We start from the raw sequence: 17,723 nt of genomic DNA on the forward strand, positions 1-17,723 counted from the left end.
GATCAGAAGCGATGAACGTAGGAAATACCGACCAGCCAAGGGTCGATGTTCGCAGTGCCAATATCGGCTCCGTTCAGAGTGACGTCCGAGTCGATGTCGAACCAGCGTACATTCAGACGGACCGCACCTTTGTCGGTGATCATGTAGTCGAGACCGGCTTGCAGCGAAACGCCGAAGGAATCATCGACCTTGAGGTTGCCAAGGGCAGATTGCTCGTCAAAGAAGATGGTATAGTTCAGACCGGCGCCGACATAGGGCTTCCAGGCGCTATTGGTCGGGAAGTGATAGTTCAGCGACAAGGTGGGCGGCAGATGCTTGACGCTGCCAGCGTCCACGCTTCCGCCCAAGGTGACGTTATGTTTGAACGGGGTCGCGGCCAGCAGCTCGATCCCCAGATTGTCCTGGATGAAATACTCGGCGGTGAAGATCGGGCGCGTATCCGAGTCGATATCGGCGCTCAGGCCGGCCAGTGTTCCGTTGTTGGATTTCGGGTCCAGGTACCCCACACCGATGCCGAGCGTCCAATCCCCCTGAGATTGGGCAAACGCAGGAGCAGCCAGAGCCACCAACGCGGTGGAAAGGGTCAATGCGGCGAGTTTCTTGGTCATTGTCTTGCCTTTGGTTCTGTTGATGACCTTGGTGTTGCAGCGATTGGAACTGCCCACTCTGATCTGCATCAAGTTTATGTGAAGGAGTTGGGTGCAGTTGAACCGAGAAGTGCAGGAAATATAAGGGAAATTCGCCGTGCTAACCGCTGAGCGCATACCGGGTTTGCGCCCGGATGGAGGCTGGGATCTGCCGGACAGGCTGAACATGGCGCAGCAGTGCCTGCGGCATGCGGGGGACCGGGTCGCGCTGATCGATTTGACCGGACCTGACCCGCAGCACATCAGCTTTGCGCAGCTGTCGCAAATGACAGACGGAATAGCCCGCGCATTATTGCGCCATGTGCAGCCCGGTGATCGCGTCGGAGTGTTGCTGAGCCAGTCGCCATGGTGTGCGGCGGCCCATCTGGCGATCTGGAAGATCGGGGCTGTGTCGGTCCCTTTGTTCAAACTGTTCAAGCAGGACGCGCTGCGGTCGCGGGTCAGTGACGCAGGTGCCGGGATTGTACTGACCGACGCCGAAGGGGCTGATCTGTTGGGTGATCTGGCCACGCCCTTGATTGCAGCGGAAATTGGCGAAGACGGTCCCGCTGTACCATTTGCCGCGACCGGCCCTGACGATCCGGCTGTGTTGATCTATACCTCGGGCACAACCGGCAGCCCGAAGGGCGCGCTGCATGGGCACCGGGTTCTGACCGGTCATTTGCCAGGGGTTTCGATCAGCCATAATCACTTGCGCGAAGGCGATTGTCTTTGGACCCCGGCGGATTGGGCGTGGATCGGCGGGTTGTTCGACGTGCTGATGCCGGGTCTTGCGCTGGGCATTCCTGTTGTCGCGGCACGGCTTGAGAAATTCACCCCCGAGGCCTGCGCTGACATCGTCGCGCGTGGCGGGGTACGGAACGTCTTTTTCCCACCAACGGCGCTGCGAATGCTCAAGGCAGCAGATCAGGTGATCCCCGGTCTGCGCTCGGTCGCGTCCGGGGGTGAACCGCTGGGGGCCGAAATGCTGGCATGGGGTCAGAAGGCGTTCGGCCTGACGATCAACGAATTTTACGGCCAGACTGAATGCAACATGGTCGTATCCTCCTGCGCCGAAGATTTCCCTGTGCGCCCCGGCTGTATCGGCCAACCGGTGCCGGGGCATGAGGTTGCGGTGATTGATGAGGACGGAAACCCGACCGGCGAAGAGGGCGACGTGGCCATCCGGCGCGGCTCGGCCTCGATGCTGCTGGAATACTGGAACCGGCCCAAGGCGACGGCTGAGAAGTTCCGGGGCGACTGGCTGATCACCGGTGATCGCGGCGCGTGGGAGGGCGACTATCTGCGCTTTGTCGGCCGCGATGATGATGTGATCACCTCAGCCGGGTATCGCATTGGCCCAGCTGAGATCGAGGATTGCCTGCTGACCCACCCGGCAGTGGCGACGGTTGGCGTGGTCGGCAAACCCGACCCGCTGCGGACCGAGATCGTGAAGGCCTATGTGGTGTTGAAGCCGGGGGCTGAGGCTTCGGGGCAGGAATTGCAGGATTGGGTCAAGGACCGTCTGGCGCAGTATTCTTATCCGCGCGAGGTGGCGTTCCTGGAGGAATTGCCAATGACGGTCACGGGGAAGGTAATCCGCAAGGAATTAAAAGCGCTGGCGGCGCGGGAGGTGAGTCTGTGAAAGCAATTGTGAAGATACTCCTCTTGGCAATGTTGGGCTTCGCCCAGACGTCTAACGTACTGGCTGCCAAAGAGGACAAACTCAGCGTCGGTACCCTTCTGCAATTCTGTTCAGACAGTATTCCAAATACTGAATTGGCGATTATCATGGATGGGGAGTGCGTTAACCACGTTCGCAATATGTGCGAATATGCATATGATTTAGAAAAGAACGAATACTGTCTTGGTGAGGTCACTGCGTGGATGCGGCTTGACGCAGAGATTCGCTGGCAGCGGCTTCCTGACGAGCAAAAGTTAGGTTTCGAAAACCCGCCTACAGCAAAAGAAATGTCCGAAAGCGAAATTGCTCTTGGGCCCAGTTTGCCGCTGCCTGATTGCAGGGAAATTGACGTCGGGGATATTTCGGAAGAGGCAGTATGCTCTTACGCCGATGCACTGGCAGGTTGGCGCGCGTCCCGAATAATTGAACGAGTCTGGGCACTCGATACTGACAACTTAGAATAGAGGCTCCATGAAACTCACATCCAATGCCATGCCCGGCTCCGAGGGCTTCAAGGCAAACCGCGCCGCTCATCTCGATGCGCTGGCGCAAATCTCTGCTGCTGCCGAAGCAGCCCGCATGGGCGGGGGCGAGAAATCCCGCGCGCGGCATGAATCCCGAGGCAAGATGCTCCCCCGACGACGGGTGGCGAACCTGCTTGATCCGGGGTCTCCGTTCCTTGAAATCGGGGCGACGGCGGCACATGGGATGTATGGCGATGCAGCACCTTGTGCCGGGGTCATCGCGGGGATTGGCCGGGTGCAGGGGCGCGAAGTCATGGTGGTGTGTAACGATGCCACCGTGAAGGGCGGCACCTATTATCCGATGACCGTCAAGAAGCACCTGCGCGCGCAGGAGATTGCCGAGGAAAACCATCTGCCCTGCATCTATCTGGTCGACAGCGGCGGCGCGAACCTGCCCAATCAGGATGAGGTGTTCCCCGACCGCGACCACTTTGGGCGTATCTTCTACAATCAGGCGCGGATGAGCGCGAAGGGTATCCCTCAGATCGCCGTTGTCATGGGATCATGCACGGCGGGTGGGGCTTATGTTCCTGCGATGTCCGATGTGACGATCATCGTAAAGGAACAGGGCACGATCTTTCTGGCCGGGCCGCCGCTGGTCAAGGCTGCGACGGGTGAGGTTGTCAGCGCCGAGGATCTGGGTGGCGGCGATGTGCATACGCGCCTGTCGGGGGTGGCAGACTATCTGGCCGAAGATGATGCACATGCGCTAGCATTGGCGCGGCGCGCGGTCGGATCATTGGGGGGTGCCGGGCTGAAGCCCGGCCTACGGTTCGACGCACCCGAGGAGCCTGCTTATGATCCGGAGGAAATTCTGGGAGTCGTTCCCGCCGACCTGCGCACGCCCTATGACATCCGTGAAGTGATTGCGCGGCTTGTCGATGGGTCACGGTTTGATGAGTTCAAACCCCGGTTTGGCGAGACACTGGTCACCGGCTTTGCCCATGTCAAAGGGTGTCCCGTCGGGATCATTGCCAACAATGGCGTTCTGTTCTCGGAGGCTGCGCAAAAGGGCGCGCATTTCGTTGAACTGTGTTCGCAGCGCAAAACCCCGCTGGTGTTTTTGCAGAACATCACCGGCTTCATGGTTGGTCGCAAATACGAAAACGAAGGCATCGCGCGGCATGGGGCCAAGATGGTGACCGCCGTGGCCACCACCAACGTGCCCAAGATCACCATGCTGGTCGGCGGCTCGTTCGGGGCCGGAAACTATGGCATGGCTGGACGCGCCTATCAGCCACGGTTCCTGTGGACATGGCCCAACTCGCGCATCTCTGTGATGGGGGGTGAGCAGGCAGCCGGTGTTCTGGCCACCGTCAGGCGCGATGGGATCGAACGACAGGGCGGCACCTGGTCGGCCGAGGAAGAGGCCGAATTCAAACGTCCGACGCTGGAGATGTTCGAAGAGCAATCGCACCCGCTTTATGCCTCGGCCCGTCTCTGGGATGACGGCATCATCGACCCGCGCAAAAGTCGCGATGTGCTCGCCTTGTCTCTGAGCGCCGCACTGAACGCCCCGATAGAGGAGACACGTTTCGGCGTGTTCAGGATGTAAGATGAACGTTTCATTGAATGACGTCATGGCACGCTATCCGGGTGCCCAGACTTTCAAGTTTGGTGACAATGCCCGGCTGAGTGCTGAGCTGCTGGCATTGGTACGATCAGGGCGGAAAACGGCAACCTGTGGTGCGTTGCGCGACTATCCCGAAGGCAGCCCTGACACTCCTGTGGTCGGTCGGAGGGATATTGCGATGGAATGGGATGATCGTCCGGCCTTGGTGATCGAAACGGTCGAGGTCTCGACCTGCCGATACTGCGACGTAACCGAGGATTTCGCGTTGGCAGAGGGCGAAAATGAAACGCTTGAGGGATGGAGAGAGGGTCATCGCCAGTATTTCGAACGCAATGGCGGATTTGATCCGGAGATGGAGCTGCTATGCGAGCGATTTCGACTTGTCGAAGATCTGGCGGTTGAGGGGTAAGCTATGTTCAACAAAATCCTGATTGCCAACCGGGGCGAGATTGCTTGCCGGGTTATGGAAACCGCTCAGAGGATGGGCGTATCTTGCGTTGCTGTTTATTCCGATGCGGACGCGGCGGCCAAGCATGTGCAGATGGCGGATGAGGCCATTCATATCGGCGGCCCCGCCCCGGCGGAAAGCTATCTGAAGGGCGATGTGATCATTCAGGCGGCGTTGGACACAGGCGCGCAGGCGATTCATCCCGGCTATGGATTCCTGTCAGAGAACCCCGATTTTGTCGACGCGGTCGAGGCCGCGGGTTTGACCTTTATCGGCCCATCAGCGGATGCGATCCGCAAAATGGGCCTCAAGGATGCGGCCAAGGTGTTGATGGAACAGGCTGGCGTGCCCGTGGTGCCCGGCTATCACGGCGACAATCAGGATCCCGAACACCTGGCGGGTGCGGCTGATGCGATTGGGTATCCGGTGTTGATCAAGGCGGTTGCAGGCGGTGGCGGTAAAGGTATGCGTCTGGTCGAACGCCCCGAGGATTTTCGTTCCGCATTGGACAGCGCACGGGGCGAAGCCAGAACCGCTTTTGGCAACGACGCCGTGCTGGTCGAGAAATTCGTGGCCAAACCCCGCCATATCGAGGTGCAGGTGTTTGGTGACGGCACCCATGCGGTGCATCTGTTCGAACGCGATTGCTCGTTGCAACGCCGCCATCAGAAAGTGATCGAAGAGGCACCAGCCCCGGGCATGACTTCTGAGATGCGCGAGGCGATGGGGCAGGCCGGTGTGCGCGCCGCCGAGGCGATAGGTTATAAGGGTGCAGGCACGGTTGAATTCATCGTCGATGCCTCGGACGGGCTGCGCCCCGACAGATTCTGGTTCATGGAGATGAACACGCGCCTGCAGGTTGAGCACCCGGTGACAGAAGCCATCACTGGCGTCGATCTGGTGGAATGGCAGTTGCGCGTTGCAGCAGGAGAGAGCCTTCCCAGGCAACAGGATGATCTGTCGATCTCGGGCCACGCCTTCGAAGCCCGGCTTTATGCCGAGGACGTGCCGAAAGGATTCTTGCCGGCGACAGGTACACTGACCCATCTGGTTTTCCCGGCCAACTGCCGTGCGGATAGTGGCGTTCGCGCAGGCGACACGATCAGCCCGTGGTATGACCCTATGATTGCCAAAGTGGTGGTACACGGTCCGACCCGCGCCGTCGCGCTTGAGACGTTGAACCGAGTGCTGCGGGAGACCGAAGTGGCGGGCACCGTTACGAACCTCGCCTTTCTGGGCGCGCTGACCCGCCATGACGGATTTGCCTCGGGCGATGTAGATACGGGCCTGATCGGGCGCGATCTTGACGGGTTGGTGCAGGAATCGCCGACTTCGGCCACAACCGCTGTTGCGGCTGCGATGACCGCACTGAATCTGGTGGATGTCGCGCCTGACACCGGGTTTTCGCTCTGGGCTCCGTTGCATCGGGCGGTGCAATTGTCCGATCAGGGAGAAGTTCTTGATCTGGACGTGCAAGTCGACGGGTCGGATCGCCAGCTTTGGCAGCTGGGCGAACACCGTGTCGTGGCCGAGCGGATCTCGGGGCGGTGGGCGCTGAGCGGCGCACCGATGCCCCGGGTGGCTGTCAGCGGAACTACTTTGACCGTATTTACTGACTACGGTCGCAGTTTCGACGTTATCGATCCGCTTGACCGGGATGCCAGCGCGACGGGTGACACCAACGTGATCGAGGCGCCGATGCCGGGTCTGGTCAAGGCAGTCTTTGCCACCGCGGGGCAAACCGTTCAAGAAGGCGACCGTTTGGCTATTCTCGAAGCGATGAAAATGGAGCATTCGTTGCTGGCCGCGCGAGATGGTGTGGTGGCCGAGGTGCTGGTCAAAGATGGCGCGCAGGTCGAGGCTGGGGCGGCTTTGGTGCGTTTGGAAGAAGAGTGATCTGTACCCGCGCGGTTTGACGTGGCACGGTCGCGCGATCCGTATTTGGAATGAGAACAAGCCATAAGGGGTTCTGACATGGGTGATCTGGTCGAAATCTACGAAGTTGGACCGCGCGACGGGCTACAAAACGAAACACGTGAGATACCGGTTGCCGACAAGGTGGCGCTGATCAATTGCCTCAGCCGCGCCGGATTTCGACGGATCGAAGTTGCAAGCTTTGTCTCTCCTAAATGGGTTCCTCAAATGGCGGGGTCGGCGCAAGTTCTGGCCGGTATTACCCGCGCGGACGGAGTGCGGTACGCGGCGTTGACGCCGAATATGCGCGGATACGAGGATGCGCTGGCCGCCAAAGCGGAGGAGATTGCCATTTTTGCGTCTGCTTCCGAGGGGTTTTCCAAGGCAAACATCAATGCCTCGATCGCCGAGTCAATCGAACGGTTCACGCCGATTCTCGAAGCGGCGCGCCATATCGACCTTCCGGTTCGCGGCTATGTCTCTTGCGTGACGGATTGCCCTTATGACGGCCCGACCCCGCCCGAGAAAGTGGCCGAAGTTGCCGACCGGCTGTTTGCGTTGGGCTGTTACGAGGTGTCATTGGGGGACACGATCGGGCAAGGCACGCCAGACAAGATCGCTCATATGCTTCTGGCGGTGCGGGAAAGGGTTCCTGTGACGCGGCTTGCCGGGCATTTTCATGACACCAATGGGCGTGCAATCGACAATATCGATGCGGCACTTTCGCTGGGGGTGCGCGTGTTCGATGCGGCCGTGGGTGGGCTTGGCGGTTGCCCGTATGCTCCGGGGGCCGCGGGCAATGTCGCGACTGAAACCGTTGCAGCGCATTTGCACCGGTTGGGCTACCAAACCGGTCTGGATATCGATGTGGTCGAAGAGGCCGCGCAGATGGCCAAGGCGTTGAGAGGCTAACATGTTCGAAACAATCTCGATTTCAGCAGACGAACGCGGTGTTGCCACGTTAACTCTGGACCGGGCGGAAAAGCACAACGCGCTGTCGGGTCAAATGATCACCGAGCTGACACAGGCCGCGTCGCAACTGGGTCAGGATGGCTCTGTCAGGGTGGTCGTTCTGGCCGCTGCGGGAAAGACGTTTTGCGCCGGCGGTGATCTGGGGTGGATGCAGGACCAGATGGCGGCCGACAAGGCGACGCGATTTGTCGAGGCGCGCAAGCTGGCCGAGATGTTGCAGGCGTTGAACACAATGCCCAAACCCCTGATCGGGGCACTACAAGGCAACGCCTTTGGCGGAGGCGTTGGGATGGCCGCCGTGTGCGATGTTGCCATCGGTGTAGATAGTCTGAAGATGGGACTGACCGAGACCCGGCTGGGGCTGATTCCGGCGACAATCGGCCCTTATGTTATCGCTCGTATGGGTGAGGCGCGGGCACGGCGTGTGTTCATGTCGGCCCGGTTGTTCGATGCGCCCGAAGCGGTTGATCTGGGATTGCTGGCAAAGGCTGTGCCCTCCGAGCAGCTTGCGGCCGCGATAGAAGAGGAAGTTCGGCCCTATCTTTCGTGCGCGCCGGGGGCGGTTGCATCTGCCAAGGCGCTGGTTCGAACTCTGGGACCTCGTATTGATGATGCCACAATCGACCAGACCATCAACGAACTGGTCGAACGCTGGGAAACGGAAGAGGCGCGTGAAGGGATCGCGGCGTTCTTCGAAAAACGTAAACCTGCATGGAATAAGTAAGTTTACCGAGTTTCCGCAAGCCAATGCAAAACGCACGAAATGCGATTCTATGCCGCGCTGTCAAGCGTATGTTTGATGGTGAACGGGGCTGTGTTCGGTTGACCCTCTGACCCGGCGGGGATAGAGAATGTCCAGTCAACACGCCAATTGACGGCGCACCCGACAAGATGCGTGCGCAAGAAAGGAGCTATTCGTGGAAGACCTGCTGCGGGAGTACCTCCCGATTCTGGTGTTTCTGGCCGTTGCCGTAGGCCTTGGAATCGTCCTGATTCTTGCCGCCGTTGTACTGGCTGTCCGCAATCCCGACCCCGAAAAGGTCAGCGCATATGAATGTGGCTTCAACGCCTTCGACGATGCGCGAATGAAATTTGACGTCCGATTCTATCTGGTCTCGATTCTCTTCATCATCTTCGATCTTGAGATCGCATTCCTGTTTCCCTGGGCCGTCGGGTTCCGCGATATCAGCGATGTCGGCTTCTGGTCGATGATGGTGTTTCTGGCCGTGCTGACCATCGGCTTTGCCTATGAGTGGAAGAAAGGGGCCCTGGAATGGGAGTGATGACCGGTGCAAACACCGCTGGCGTCGACAAGGAAGTCGCCACCCAGGCCCTGAATGCCGAGTTGCAGGACAAAGGTTTTCTGCTGACCTCGAGCGAGGATATCATCAACTGGGCTCGTACCGGTTCGCTGCACTGGATGACTTTTGGTCTGGCCTGCTGCGCGGTTGAAATGATGCACACCTCGATGCCGCGCTATGATGCGGAACGTTTCGGCATCGCCCCGCGCGCCTCTCCGCGCCAATCTGACGTGATGATCGTGGCCGGCACGCTGACCAACAAGATGGCCCCTGCGTTGCGCAAGGTTTACGACCAGATGCCCGAGCCGCGCTATGTGATCTCGATGGGGTCCTGCGCGAATGGCGGTGGTTACTACCACTATTCCTATTCTGTCGTGCGTGGCTGTGACCGGGTAGTTCCGGTGGATATCTATGTGCCCGGCTGCCCTCCGACCGCCGAGGCGCTGCTTTACGGTCTGCTACAGCTACAACGCAAAATCCGCCGCACCGGCACAATTGTACGCTGAGGGGAAGGGTAGATGAGCGAAGCACTCAAAGAACTCGGCACCCAGCTTGAACTGAAACGAGCCGATTGTGTTCTGTCCTGGGATGTGACCCATGGTGAGCTGAACGTCGATGTGGCGCCGTCGAACCTCGTGGAATTCGTAGAATTCCTGCGGTCGGACCAAAATTGCAAGTTCTCGACACTGGTGGATATCACCGGCGTCGATTACCCCGAACGCGCCAAGCGGTTCGACGTGGTGTATCACTTCCTGTCGATGTACCAGAACCAGCGCATCCGTCTGCGGGTTTCGATCCGCGAAGATGACATGGTGCCTTCGATAGTCGATATCCACCCCTCGGCCAACTGGTTCGAGCGTGAGGTGTTCGACATGTTCGGCATCCTGTTCTCGGGCCATCCAGACTTGCGGCGCATCCTGACGGATTATGGCTTCCGTGGCCATCCGCTGCGCAAAGATTTCCCGACCACGGGCTACACCGAGGTGCGTTATGACGAGGCGCAGAAACGCGTCGTCTACGAGCCGGTCAGTCTGGTGCAGGAGTACCGTCAGTTTGATTTCATGTCCCCATGGGAAGGTGCGAATTACATTCTGCCAGGGGATGAGAAACAGGAGACCGAATAATGGGTGGCATCTGGTGGCTGATCCTGTCTGCGCTGACCATCATTCCGATGGTGAAGATTTTGCCGTTCTTCGGGATCAACAAATACTGGTGCCTGCTGTGTCTGGTTCCCTTTGGCACGATCGCATTGCTGTGGTGGGTCGGGCTGAAACTGCAAGAGTTGGAGCGCCGCTGAGATGATAGGTGAGTTGATCATTCTGGGCGCGTTTGGGGTTCTACTGGCCGGGTCTGCGGTCAAGGCGGTCGAGGCCGAAAAGGTCCGGGTTCGGGCCGAAGCAAAGAAGAAACGAGGGCGTTGATGGACGGCTCAAGATATGATGACGGCAGCACGGACGCGCTGAGCGGCGAGCAGAAGATCCGCAACTTCAACATCAACTTCGGCCCGCAACACCCCGCGGCGCACGGAGTTTTGCGTCTGGTGCTCGAGTTGGACGGCGAGATTGTCGAACGTTGCGACCCGCATATCGGCCTGCTGCATCGTGGCACCGAAAAGCTGATGGAAAGCCGGACGTATCTGCAAAACCTGCCGTATTTCGACCGTCTGGACTATGTGGCACCGATGAACCAGGAACATGCCTGGTGTCTGGCCATCGAAAAGCTGACCGGGGTCGAGGTGCCGCGCCGGGGCTCGCTGATCCGGGTGCTGTATTCCGAAATCGGACGCATCCTGAATCACCTGTTGAACGTGACCACGCAGGCGATGGATGTGGGCGCTCTGACCCCGCCGCTGTGGGGTTTTGAAGAACGCGAAAAGCTGATGGTGTTTTATGAGCGTGCCTGTGGCGCCCGCCTGCACGCCGCTTATTTCCGCCCCGGTGGTGTCCATCAGGACCTGCCGCCCGAACTGCTGGACGATATCGAGGCCTGGAGTCACGAATTCCCAAGCGTCCTTGATGACATTGATGGGCTGCTGACCGAAAACCGCATCTTCAAGCAGCGCAACGCCGATATCGGCGTGGTGTCCGAGGATGACATCCAGAAATACGGCTTCTCGGGCGTGATGGTGCGTGGATCGGGTCTGGCCTGGGACCTGCGTCGCGCGCAGCCCTACGAGTGCTATGATGAGTTTGAATTCCAGATTCCCGTCGGCAAGAACGGCGATTGCTATGACCGCTACCTTGTCCGCATGGAAGAGATGCGCCAGTCGCTGCTGATCATTCGTCAGGCCATCGCCAAAATCCGCGAGTGTCCCGGTGACGTTCTGGCGCGCGGCAAGATCACTCCACCGAAACGCTCGGACATGAAGACCTCGATGGAGAGCCTGATCCATCACTTCAAGCTGTATACCGAAGGCTTCCACGTGCCTGCCGGTGAGGTCTATGCTGCCGTCGAAGCCCCCAAGGGCGAGTTCGGCGTCTATCTGGTCGCCGACGGCACCAACAAACCCTACCGCGCCAAACTGCGCGCACCGGGCTTCCTGCACCTGCAAGCCATGGACCACGTTGCCAAAGGCCACCAACTGGCCGACGTCGCCGCTATCATCGGCACCATGGACGTCGTATTTGGAGAGATTGACCGCTAATGCTCCGCCGTCTTCATCCCGAACAACCCGAAAGCTTTGCCTTCACCGCTGCCAACCAGCAATGGGCCGAAGCGCAGATCACCAAATACCCCGAAGGCCGTCAGGCCAGCGCGGTCATTCCGCTTCTGTGGCGCGCACAGGAACAAGAGGGATGGCTGAGCCGTCCGGCGATTGAATCCGTCGCCGACATTCTGGGTATGGCCTATATCCGTGTGCTTGAGGTTGCTTCGTTTTACTTCATGTTCCAACTGCAACCGGTTGGGTCGGCTGCGCATATTCAGGTTTGTGGTACGACCTCCTGCATGATCTGCGGAGCAGAGGACCTGATTGCGGTCTGTAAGGAAAAGATCTCGGCGAAACCGCACGAACTGTCGGCTGATGGCAAGCTGAGTTGGGAAGAGGTCGAATGCCTTGGCTCCTGCACCAATGCGCCGATGGCGCAGATCGGCAAGGATTACTACGAAGACCTGACCGCCGAGAGCTTTGGCAAGATCCTCGATGATCTGGTGGCGGGGAAAGTTCCGACGCCGGGCCCACAAAACGGACGTTATGCGGCTGAACCGCTCAGAGGGCTGACCAGTCTGACCGATCATGAGGCTGGAAAGGCCCGGTATAACGCCAGCGTCGAACTGGCCACCGGTATTGGCGATACGGTCAAACGCATCGACGGGACCGAGGTTCCGATCCTGACCCCTTGGTTGGGCAAGGATGGCAAAGCGGCTGCGACCAAAGCGGCACCGAAGCCGCCCAAAGCGCCAGCCCCGGCGAAACCTGCTGCGAAACAGGCCGCTGAGGCGAAGGCAGCGAAAGAGGACCAGCCCGAAACACTGGCAGGCGCGCGCGACGGCAAGGCAGATAACCTGAAACTGTTGAAAGGCGTAGGCCCCAAGCTGGAGCAGACGCTGAACGAGCTGGGCTTCTTCCACTATGATCAGATCGCTGCCTGGACACCGGAACAGGTCGCCTGGGTCGATGCACGGTTGAAGTTCAAGGGCCGGATCGAGCGCGATGGCTGGATTGAACAGGCAGCCATGCTTGCGGCGGGTGAGGAAACCGAATTTGCCAAACGTGCCAAGGAAGATGGCACCTACAAAGACTAAACGGGTGCCCTATCCGGGCATCGGGGGATGATGGACAAGGACAAGGATCAGGCTATAGCCCGAAAGGGCCGACATATCGGCATCGTCATTGCGGTGACGATGGTGATCTGGCTTGCCATGAACCTGTTCATTGGCCCTGCGCTGGGTTTAACGGCCCGGCACGCGCTGCTGTTTGATTTTGCCGCTCTGGCGGCATTCATTTATGCGGGTGTGAACATTTTTCAACTCTGGCGCATGCGTCAGGACAGCTGAAGGTAACGAATGATGCTGAAGGATCAGGACCGGATCTTTACCAACATCTACGGGATGCACGAACGCACGCTGAAAGGCGCGCAAGCCCGCGGGCATTGGGACGGCACAGCTGGCCTGATTGAAAAGGGCCGGGACTGGATCATTCAGACAATGAAGGATTCGGGGCTGCGCGGACGCGGCGGTGCGGGCTTCCCAACTGGCCTGAAATGGTCGTTTATGCCAAAGGAAAGCGACGGTCGCCCTTCCTATCTGGTTGTGAATGCCGATGAATCCGAGCCCGGCACCTGCAAAGACCGTGAGATCATGCGCCATGATCCCCACACGTTGATTGAAGGGTGTCTGATCGCGTCTTTCGCGATGAACGCACATACCTGCTATATCTACCTGCGCGGCGAATACATCCGCGAGCGTGAGGCATTGCAGGCCGCGATTGATGAGGCCTATGACGCGGGGCTTCTTGGCAAAAATGCAGCTGGTTCGGGCTGGGATTTTGATCTTTTCCTTCATCACGGGGCAGGGGCCTATATTTGTGGCGAGGAAACCGCCCTGATCGAAAGCCTTGAGGGCAAGAAGGGTATGCCGCGGATGAAACCTCCGTTCCCGGCGGGTGCGGGGCTGTACGGATGTCCGACCACTGTGAACAACGTGGAATCCATCGCGGTGGTGCCGACCATTCTGCGTCGGGGAGCGGATTGGTTCGCTGGATTTGGTCGTCAGAACAACGCTGGTACCAAGCTGTTTGCGATCTCGGGCCACGTGAACGATCCTTGTGTCGTCGAAGAGGCGATGTCGATCCCGTTCGAACAGCTGATCGAAACCCATTGCGGCGGCATTCGCGGCGGGTGGGATAATCTGCTGGCGGTTATCCCCGGTGGATCCTCGGTTCCCTGCGTGCGCGGTGAAAACATGCGCGACGCGATCATGGATTTCGATTACCTGCGCAATGATCTGGGGTCGGGTCTGGGCACGGCAGCGGTGATTGTGATGGACAAATCCACCGACATCATAAAGGCGATCTGGCGCCTGTCGAAGTTTTACAAGCATGAAAGCTGTGGTCAGTGTACGCCGTGTCGCGAAGGCACCGGCTGGATGATGCGTGTGATGGATCGTCTGGTGCGCGGCGAGGCTGAACTGGAAGAGATCGACATGCTGTTTGACGTGACAAAACAGGTCGAAGGACACACGATCTGTGCGTTGGGTGATGCGGCCGCCTGGCCGATCCAGGGCCTGATCCGCAACTTCCGGGAAGAGATCGAAGACCGCATCAAGGCTCAGAAATCGGGCCGTATGGGTGCCATGGCAGCGGAGTGAACAAGATGGAAGTGTTTGCTGAATATAGCCACGCAATTGCGTCGGTTGTGCTATTCACACTGGTTGTGTTGTTTCTGGCACCGTTTTCGGCACTGGCCAAACAAGCCAAAGGGCTGGCACCCGGTGCGACGCCTGACCAGGATTATGCCGACAAGGCGTATCGTCTGAACCGGGCCTATCTGAACGGGACGGAAACACTTCCGGCATTTGTGACAGTAATTACAGCGGCGATTTTGCTTGGTGTCAGCCCGTTTTGGGTAAACCTGCTGGCCTCGGTGGCGCTGGTTGCGCGCTTGGCGATGCTGGTGGTGCATCTGAAAGGGATTGGCAAGCCAAGCAGTGGTCCGCGGACAATTCTGTATGTGATCGGCTGGGTGTGCATGGTCGTGATCGGGCTTATGGCATTGGTGGCGGCGTTTTGATGGCGACGCAGCGGAACAGAAAACAAAGAGGGAAAGTATGAAGGCCCCCAAAGCCCTTATTGTTGTGTTGGCGCTGGCTGGTGTTTCTGCATGCGGTCTGGTGAAGCCGTCGGCAGACCGGCTTTTGTTCGACGGCAAGTCGTTCAGGGCCAAGGCGAAGGTGGTCAACAAGAAAACCTCGCCCGCGGACTTTACGGTTGTCGTCAAAGGCGTCTCTGCTTCACTCGATGGTGCGCGCGAGGCCGGACGTCATGAAGGTACCAAATTCTGCATCCAGAACTTCGGATCGTCTCGGATTGCTTGGAAGGTGGGTCCGGATACTGACCCGCAGAACCTCAGCGTCAGCAATGATCAACTGACATTTGCAGGAACCTGCCAGCGGCCATGACCGGTGTTTTTCCATATCTTCGGTGGGCGGGCAGGGTGTTATTGCCTAGCAGCCGCAAACCGCTTCGTCTTGGACAGTCCAAGACGAAAGGAAAACCCATGTCTGTTGTAAAACTAGTTGCCCTCGCATCGCTGATGGCCTTGCCGACGGTGACAGAAGCAAAGCCGCCCTTGAGGGATGTCAAAGAGATCGACAACGAACTCTACTACATCGCCATTGCAAATGAGATTTCCGAGTTCTGCCCGTCGATCAGCGGGCGGCGATTGAAAGCGATCAGTGTGATGTGGGGACTGCGGTCCAAAGCGAATAATCTGGGGTACTCGGACACGGAAATCCGCTCCTATGTCGAGTCGGATGCTGAAAAGGGTCGGATGCGGGCCAAGGGCGAGGCTTATCTGGCGAAAAACGGCGTGTCCTACGACAACCCCAAAACGTTCTGCTCTCTGGGGCAGAAGGAAATCCAAAGAAACAGCGCCATTGGCGTTTATTTGAGAGCGAATTGAGAGCCATGTCTGACCTCCGCAAGATCAATATCGACGGGCAGGAAATCGAAGTCGATGGTGCGATGACCCTGATACAGGCTTGTGAACAAGCCGGGGTCGAGGTACCGCGTTTCTGCTATCACGAGCGTCTGTCGATTGCGGGAAACTGCCGGATGTGTCTGGTTGAGGTAGTGGGCGGTCCGCCGAAACCGGCTGCCTCCTGCGCGATGCAGGTGCGCGATTTGCGCCCGGGGCCGGAAGGGCAGCCACCGGTAGTCAAGACGAACTCTCCCATGGTCAAGAAGGCCCGCGAGGGTGTGATGGAGTTCCTGCTGATCAACCATCCACTGGATTGCCCGATCTGCGATCAGGGCGGCGAATGCGATCTTCAGGACCAGGCGATGGCTTATGGCCTGTCCGGTTCGCGGTTCAAGGAAGCCAAACGCGCGGTTGATGATCTGGATCTGGGACCGCTTGTGGGCACCGCAATGACCCGCTGCATCAGTTGCACCCGCTGCGTGCGCTTCACCACCGAAGTCGCCGGGATCACTCAGATGGGTCAGACAGGGCGCGGTGAGGATGCCGAGATTACCTCGTATCTGAACCAGACGCTGGATTCGAACCTGCAAGGCAACATTATCGACCTGTGCCCGGTTGGGGCACTGACCTCGAAACCTTATGCGTTTACCGCGCGCCCGTGGGAATTGACCAAGACCGAAAGCATCGACGTCATGGACGCGCTGGGATCGAACATTCGTGTCGATACCAAAGGGCGCGAGGTGATGCGATTCCTTCCTCGCAATCATGACGGAGTGAACGAGGAGTGGATCAGCGACAAAACCCGCTTTGTCTGGGACGGGTTGCGGCGTCAGCGTCTGGACAAGCCTTACATCCGTGAAAACGGCAAGCTGCGCCCGGCCTCATGGTCCGAAGCACTGACCAAGGCCGCAGAGGCGCTGAAAAGCGCTGAGAAGCCAGCCGGTATCGTCGGTGATCTGGCACCGGTCGAGGCTGCGTTCGCATTGAAACAGATGATCGAAGGACAGGGCGGTGTTGTCGAATGCCGCACCGATGGAGCCAAGCTTCCGGTCGGGAACCGTGGCGCATATGCCGGGACCGCCGCGATTGAAGACATCGATACGGCCGAGCGTATTCTTCTGATTGGCACCAACCCGCGCGATGAAGCACCGGTTTTGAACGCGCGTATCCGCAAGGCGTGGGCGCACGGGGCCGAAGTCGCTTTGGTAGGTCCAGCGGTCGATCTGACTTATGCGTACCATCATGTGGGCGATGACCGCGCGGCGCTGCAAAAGGTTGTCGACATGGGGGGCGACGATGAAATCAGGGGCAAACGCTCGCTGGTCATCATCGGGCAGGGAGCGCTGCAGGAGGCGGATGGAGCCGCTGTTCTGGCTGCCGCGCAAACAATTGCCGCAAATACGGAAAGCGGCCTGATCATTCTGCACACTGCGGCGTCGCGCGTGGGCGCGATGGATGTGGACGCCACAAACGCAGGCGGCATGGAAGCGATCAATGCTGCGGATGTGATCTATAACCTTGGTGCGGATGAGGTCGAAATCGGCGAAGGCGCGTTTGTGATCTACCAGGGCAGCCACGGAGATCGGGGCGCACACCGCGCAGATGTGATCCTGCCGGGTGCGGCCTATACTGAGGAAAACGGTCTGTTCGTGAATACGGAAGGCCGTCCGCAACTGGCGATGCGCGCCGGGTTTGCGCCGGGTGAGGCCAAGGAAAACTGGGCCATCCTTCGTGCGCTGTCGGCTGAACTGGGGGCGACGCTCCCCTATGACTCGCTGGCGCAGTTGCGCACAGCCTTGATCGAGGCGGTCCCCCATCTGGCCCGCATCGACGAGGTGATCGAGAACGAGGTTCAAGCGCTTGAGGCCGGATCTTTGGGCCAAGCGACCTTCCGCAACGCGATCAAGGATTTCTATCTGACCAACCCGATCGCACGGGCCTCGCAACTGATGGCCGAGTTGTCGGCGCAGGCGCAGGTCCGCAAAGCCGAGAAGATTGCGGCGGAATGAACCATAGCAGTTTCATATCGCAAGCCAGTGCTGC

General features: G+C 59.0%; 21 protein-coding genes. 20 read left to right on the plus strand and 1 reads right to left on the minus strand.

From position 1 onward, the window contains the following. Positions 1–2: 2 nt before the first annotated feature. Complete coding sequence (locus tag ACR0EK_RS06180; RefSeq protein WP_209504463.1) at positions 3–608, minus strand: OmpW/AlkL family protein; 606 nt, start codon at positions 606–608, stop codon at positions 3–5. Positions 609–744: 136 nt separating this feature from the next. Here ACR0EK_RS06180 and ACR0EK_RS06185 point away from each other — a divergent pair, with 136 nt between their 5' ends. The 20 genes from ACR0EK_RS06185 to nuoG all read left to right on the plus strand — a co-directional run bounded on the left by ACR0EK_RS06185 (position 745) and on the right by nuoG (position 17,689). Beyond that, entirely contained in the window at positions 745–2,271 is a 1,527-nt protein-coding gene (locus ACR0EK_RS06185) for an AMP-binding protein (protein ID WP_480898995.1), read from the plus strand. Further along, the gene (locus tag ACR0EK_RS06190; protein WP_480898992.1) at positions 2,268–2,774 is read left to right on the plus strand and encodes a hypothetical protein; all 507 of its coding nucleotides are present in this window, start codon (positions 2,268–2,270) and stop codon (positions 2,772–2,774) included. The genes ACR0EK_RS06185 and ACR0EK_RS06190 overlap by 4 nt, the downstream gene beginning before the upstream one ends. A 7-nt stretch (positions 2,775–2,781) precedes the next feature. Further along, entirely contained in the window at positions 2,782–4,389 is a 1,608-nt protein-coding gene (locus tag ACR0EK_RS06195; protein WP_480898990.1) for a carboxyl transferase domain-containing protein, read from the plus strand. Between the two features lies 1 nt (position 4,390). Next, on the plus strand, positions 4,391–4,816 hold the full coding sequence (locus ACR0EK_RS06200) for an ASCH domain-containing protein (protein WP_480583170.1): 426 nt from the start codon (positions 4,391–4,393) through the stop codon (positions 4,814–4,816). Positions 4,817–4,819: 3 nt separating this feature from the next. After that, positions 4,820–6,751 carry an acetyl/propionyl/methylcrotonyl-CoA carboxylase subunit alpha gene (locus ACR0EK_RS06205; protein WP_480898988.1) on the plus strand — a complete coding sequence of 644 codons (1,932 nt, stop codon included), beginning with the start codon at positions 4,820–4,822 and terminating at the stop codon, positions 6,749–6,751. A 78-nt stretch (positions 6,752–6,829) separates the two neighbouring features. Beyond that, a complete protein-coding gene (locus ACR0EK_RS06210; protein ID WP_480898986.1) occupies positions 6,830–7,681 on the plus strand; it encodes a hydroxymethylglutaryl-CoA lyase in 852 nt (283 codons plus the stop codon). Position 7,682: 1 nt separating this feature from the next. Next, on the plus strand, positions 7,683–8,465 hold the full coding sequence (locus ACR0EK_RS06215) for a crotonase/enoyl-CoA hydratase family protein (RefSeq protein ID WP_267362859.1): 783 nt from the start codon (positions 7,683–7,685) through the stop codon (positions 8,463–8,465). Positions 8,466–8,658: 193 nt separating this feature from the next. Then, positions 8,659–9,024 (plus strand): NADH-quinone oxidoreductase subunit A, encoded by a 366-nt coding sequence (locus tag ACR0EK_RS06220; RefSeq protein ID WP_209504455.1) that lies wholly within the window; start codon positions 8,659–8,661, stop codon positions 9,022–9,024. Continuing rightward, on the plus strand, positions 9,015–9,548 hold the full coding sequence (locus tag ACR0EK_RS06225; RefSeq protein ID WP_209504454.1) for a NuoB/complex I 20 kDa subunit family protein: 534 nt from the start codon (positions 9,015–9,017) through the stop codon (positions 9,546–9,548). The genes ACR0EK_RS06220 and ACR0EK_RS06225 overlap by 10 nt, the downstream gene beginning before the upstream one ends. A gap of 12 nt (positions 9,549–9,560) precedes the next feature. Then, on the plus strand, positions 9,561–10,166 hold the full coding sequence (locus tag ACR0EK_RS06230; RefSeq protein ID WP_267362853.1) for an NADH-quinone oxidoreductase subunit C: 606 nt from the start codon (positions 9,561–9,563) through the stop codon (positions 10,164–10,166). Beyond that, positions 10,166–10,339 (plus strand): hypothetical protein, encoded by a 174-nt coding sequence (locus ACR0EK_RS06235; RefSeq protein WP_010442775.1) that lies wholly within the window; start codon positions 10,166–10,168, stop codon positions 10,337–10,339. The genes ACR0EK_RS06230 and ACR0EK_RS06235 overlap by 1 nt, the downstream gene beginning before the upstream one ends. 1 nt (position 10,340) lies before the next feature. Beyond that, on the plus strand, positions 10,341–10,463 hold the full coding sequence (locus tag ACR0EK_RS06240; RefSeq protein WP_267362849.1) for a hypothetical protein: 123 nt from the start codon (positions 10,341–10,343) through the stop codon (positions 10,461–10,463). Next, positions 10,463–11,686: an NADH-quinone oxidoreductase subunit D gene (locus ACR0EK_RS06245; RefSeq protein WP_267362846.1), complete on the plus strand. Its 1,224-nt coding sequence runs from the start codon at positions 10,463–10,465 to the stop codon at positions 11,684–11,686. The genes ACR0EK_RS06240 and ACR0EK_RS06245 overlap by 1 nt, the downstream gene beginning before the upstream one ends. Further along, on the plus strand, positions 11,686–12,786 hold the full coding sequence (gene nuoE / locus ACR0EK_RS06250) for an NADH-quinone oxidoreductase subunit NuoE (protein WP_480967664.1): 1,101 nt from the start codon (positions 11,686–11,688) through the stop codon (positions 12,784–12,786). Before ACR0EK_RS06245 ends, nuoE begins: the two co-directional genes overlap by 1 nt. Positions 12,787–12,816: 30 nt before the next feature. After that, positions 12,817–13,038, plus strand: a complete 222-nt coding sequence (locus ACR0EK_RS06255) for a DUF5337 domain-containing protein (protein WP_209598087.1) — start codon at positions 12,817–12,819, stop codon at positions 13,036–13,038. Between the two features lie 12 nt (positions 13,039–13,050). Continuing rightward, positions 13,051–14,349, plus strand: a complete 1,299-nt coding sequence (nuoF, locus tag ACR0EK_RS06260; RefSeq protein WP_480919460.1) for an NADH-quinone oxidoreductase subunit NuoF — start codon at positions 13,051–13,053, stop codon at positions 14,347–14,349. Positions 14,350–14,354: 5 nt separating this feature from the next. Then, positions 14,355–14,771, plus strand: a complete 417-nt coding sequence (locus ACR0EK_RS06265; protein ID WP_480919343.1) for an MAPEG family protein — start codon at positions 14,355–14,357, stop codon at positions 14,769–14,771. Positions 14,772–14,808: 37 nt separating this feature from the next. Next, the gene (locus ACR0EK_RS06270; protein ID WP_267362834.1) at positions 14,809–15,159 is read left to right on the plus strand and encodes a hypothetical protein; all 351 of its coding nucleotides are present in this window, start codon (positions 14,809–14,811) and stop codon (positions 15,157–15,159) included. A gap of 98 nt (positions 15,160–15,257) precedes the next feature. After that, positions 15,258–15,662, plus strand: coding sequence for a DUF5333 domain-containing protein (locus tag ACR0EK_RS06275; RefSeq protein WP_480898981.1), 405 nt, complete (start codon positions 15,258–15,260; stop codon positions 15,660–15,662). A gap of 5 nt (positions 15,663–15,667) precedes the next feature. Beyond that, positions 15,668–17,689, plus strand: a complete 2,022-nt coding sequence (gene nuoG / locus ACR0EK_RS06280) for an NADH-quinone oxidoreductase subunit NuoG (RefSeq protein ID WP_480869848.1) — start codon at positions 15,668–15,670, stop codon at positions 17,687–17,689. The last annotated feature ends 34 nt before the right edge of the window (positions 17,690–17,723 follow it).

The organism is Ruegeria sp. AE4 (assembly GCF_056542185.1).

Bases quoted from the DNA above. Each gene is read 5' to 3' on its own strand.
- ACR0EK_RS06180 (WP_209504463.1), bottom strand. From the start codon at position 608: ATGACCAAGAAACTCGCCGCATTGACCCTTTCCACCGCGTTGGTGGCT.
- ACR0EK_RS06245 (WP_267362846.1), top strand. From the start codon at position 10,463: ATGGACGGCTCAAGATATGATGACGGCAGCACGGACGCGCTGAGCGGC.
- ACR0EK_RS06210 (WP_480898986.1), top strand. From the start codon at position 6,830: ATGGGTGATCTGGTCGAAATCTACGAAGTTGGACCGCGCGACGGGCTA.
- ACR0EK_RS06265 (WP_480919343.1), top strand. From the start codon at position 14,355: ATGGAAGTGTTTGCTGAATATAGCCACGCAATTGCGTCGGTTGTGCTA.
- ACR0EK_RS06195 (WP_480898990.1), top strand. From the start codon at position 2,782: ATGAAACTCACATCCAATGCCATGCCCGGCTCCGAGGGCTTCAAGGCA.
- ACR0EK_RS06275 (WP_480898981.1), top strand. From the start codon at position 15,258: ATGTCTGTTGTAAAACTAGTTGCCCTCGCATCGCTGATGGCCTTGCCG.
- ACR0EK_RS06215 (WP_267362859.1), top strand. From the start codon at position 7,683: ATGTTCGAAACAATCTCGATTTCAGCAGACGAACGCGGTGTTGCCACG.
- nuoF (WP_480919460.1), top strand. From the start codon at position 13,051: ATGCTGAAGGATCAGGACCGGATCTTTACCAACATCTACGGGATGCAC.
- nuoG (WP_480869848.1), top strand. From the start codon at position 15,668: ATGTCTGACCTCCGCAAGATCAATATCGACGGGCAGGAAATCGAAGTC.
- ACR0EK_RS06235 (WP_010442775.1), top strand. From the start codon at position 10,166: ATGGGTGGCATCTGGTGGCTGATCCTGTCTGCGCTGACCATCATTCCG.
- ACR0EK_RS06225 (WP_209504454.1), top strand. From the start codon at position 9,015: ATGGGAGTGATGACCGGTGCAAACACCGCTGGCGTCGACAAGGAAGTC.
- nuoE (WP_480967664.1), top strand. From the start codon at position 11,686: ATGCTCCGCCGTCTTCATCCCGAACAACCCGAAAGCTTTGCCTTCACC.
- ACR0EK_RS06205 (WP_480898988.1), top strand. From the start codon at position 4,820: ATGTTCAACAAAATCCTGATTGCCAACCGGGGCGAGATTGCTTGCCGG.
- ACR0EK_RS06230 (WP_267362853.1), top strand. From the start codon at position 9,561: ATGAGCGAAGCACTCAAAGAACTCGGCACCCAGCTTGAACTGAAACGA.
- ACR0EK_RS06200 (WP_480583170.1), top strand. From the start codon at position 4,391: ATGAACGTTTCATTGAATGACGTCATGGCACGCTATCCGGGTGCCCAG.
- ACR0EK_RS06240 (WP_267362849.1), top strand. From the start codon at position 10,341: ATGATAGGTGAGTTGATCATTCTGGGCGCGTTTGGGGTTCTACTGGCC.
- ACR0EK_RS06255 (WP_209598087.1), top strand. From the start codon at position 12,817: ATGGACAAGGACAAGGATCAGGCTATAGCCCGAAAGGGCCGACATATC.
- ACR0EK_RS06270 (WP_267362834.1), top strand. From the start codon at position 14,809: ATGAAGGCCCCCAAAGCCCTTATTGTTGTGTTGGCGCTGGCTGGTGTT.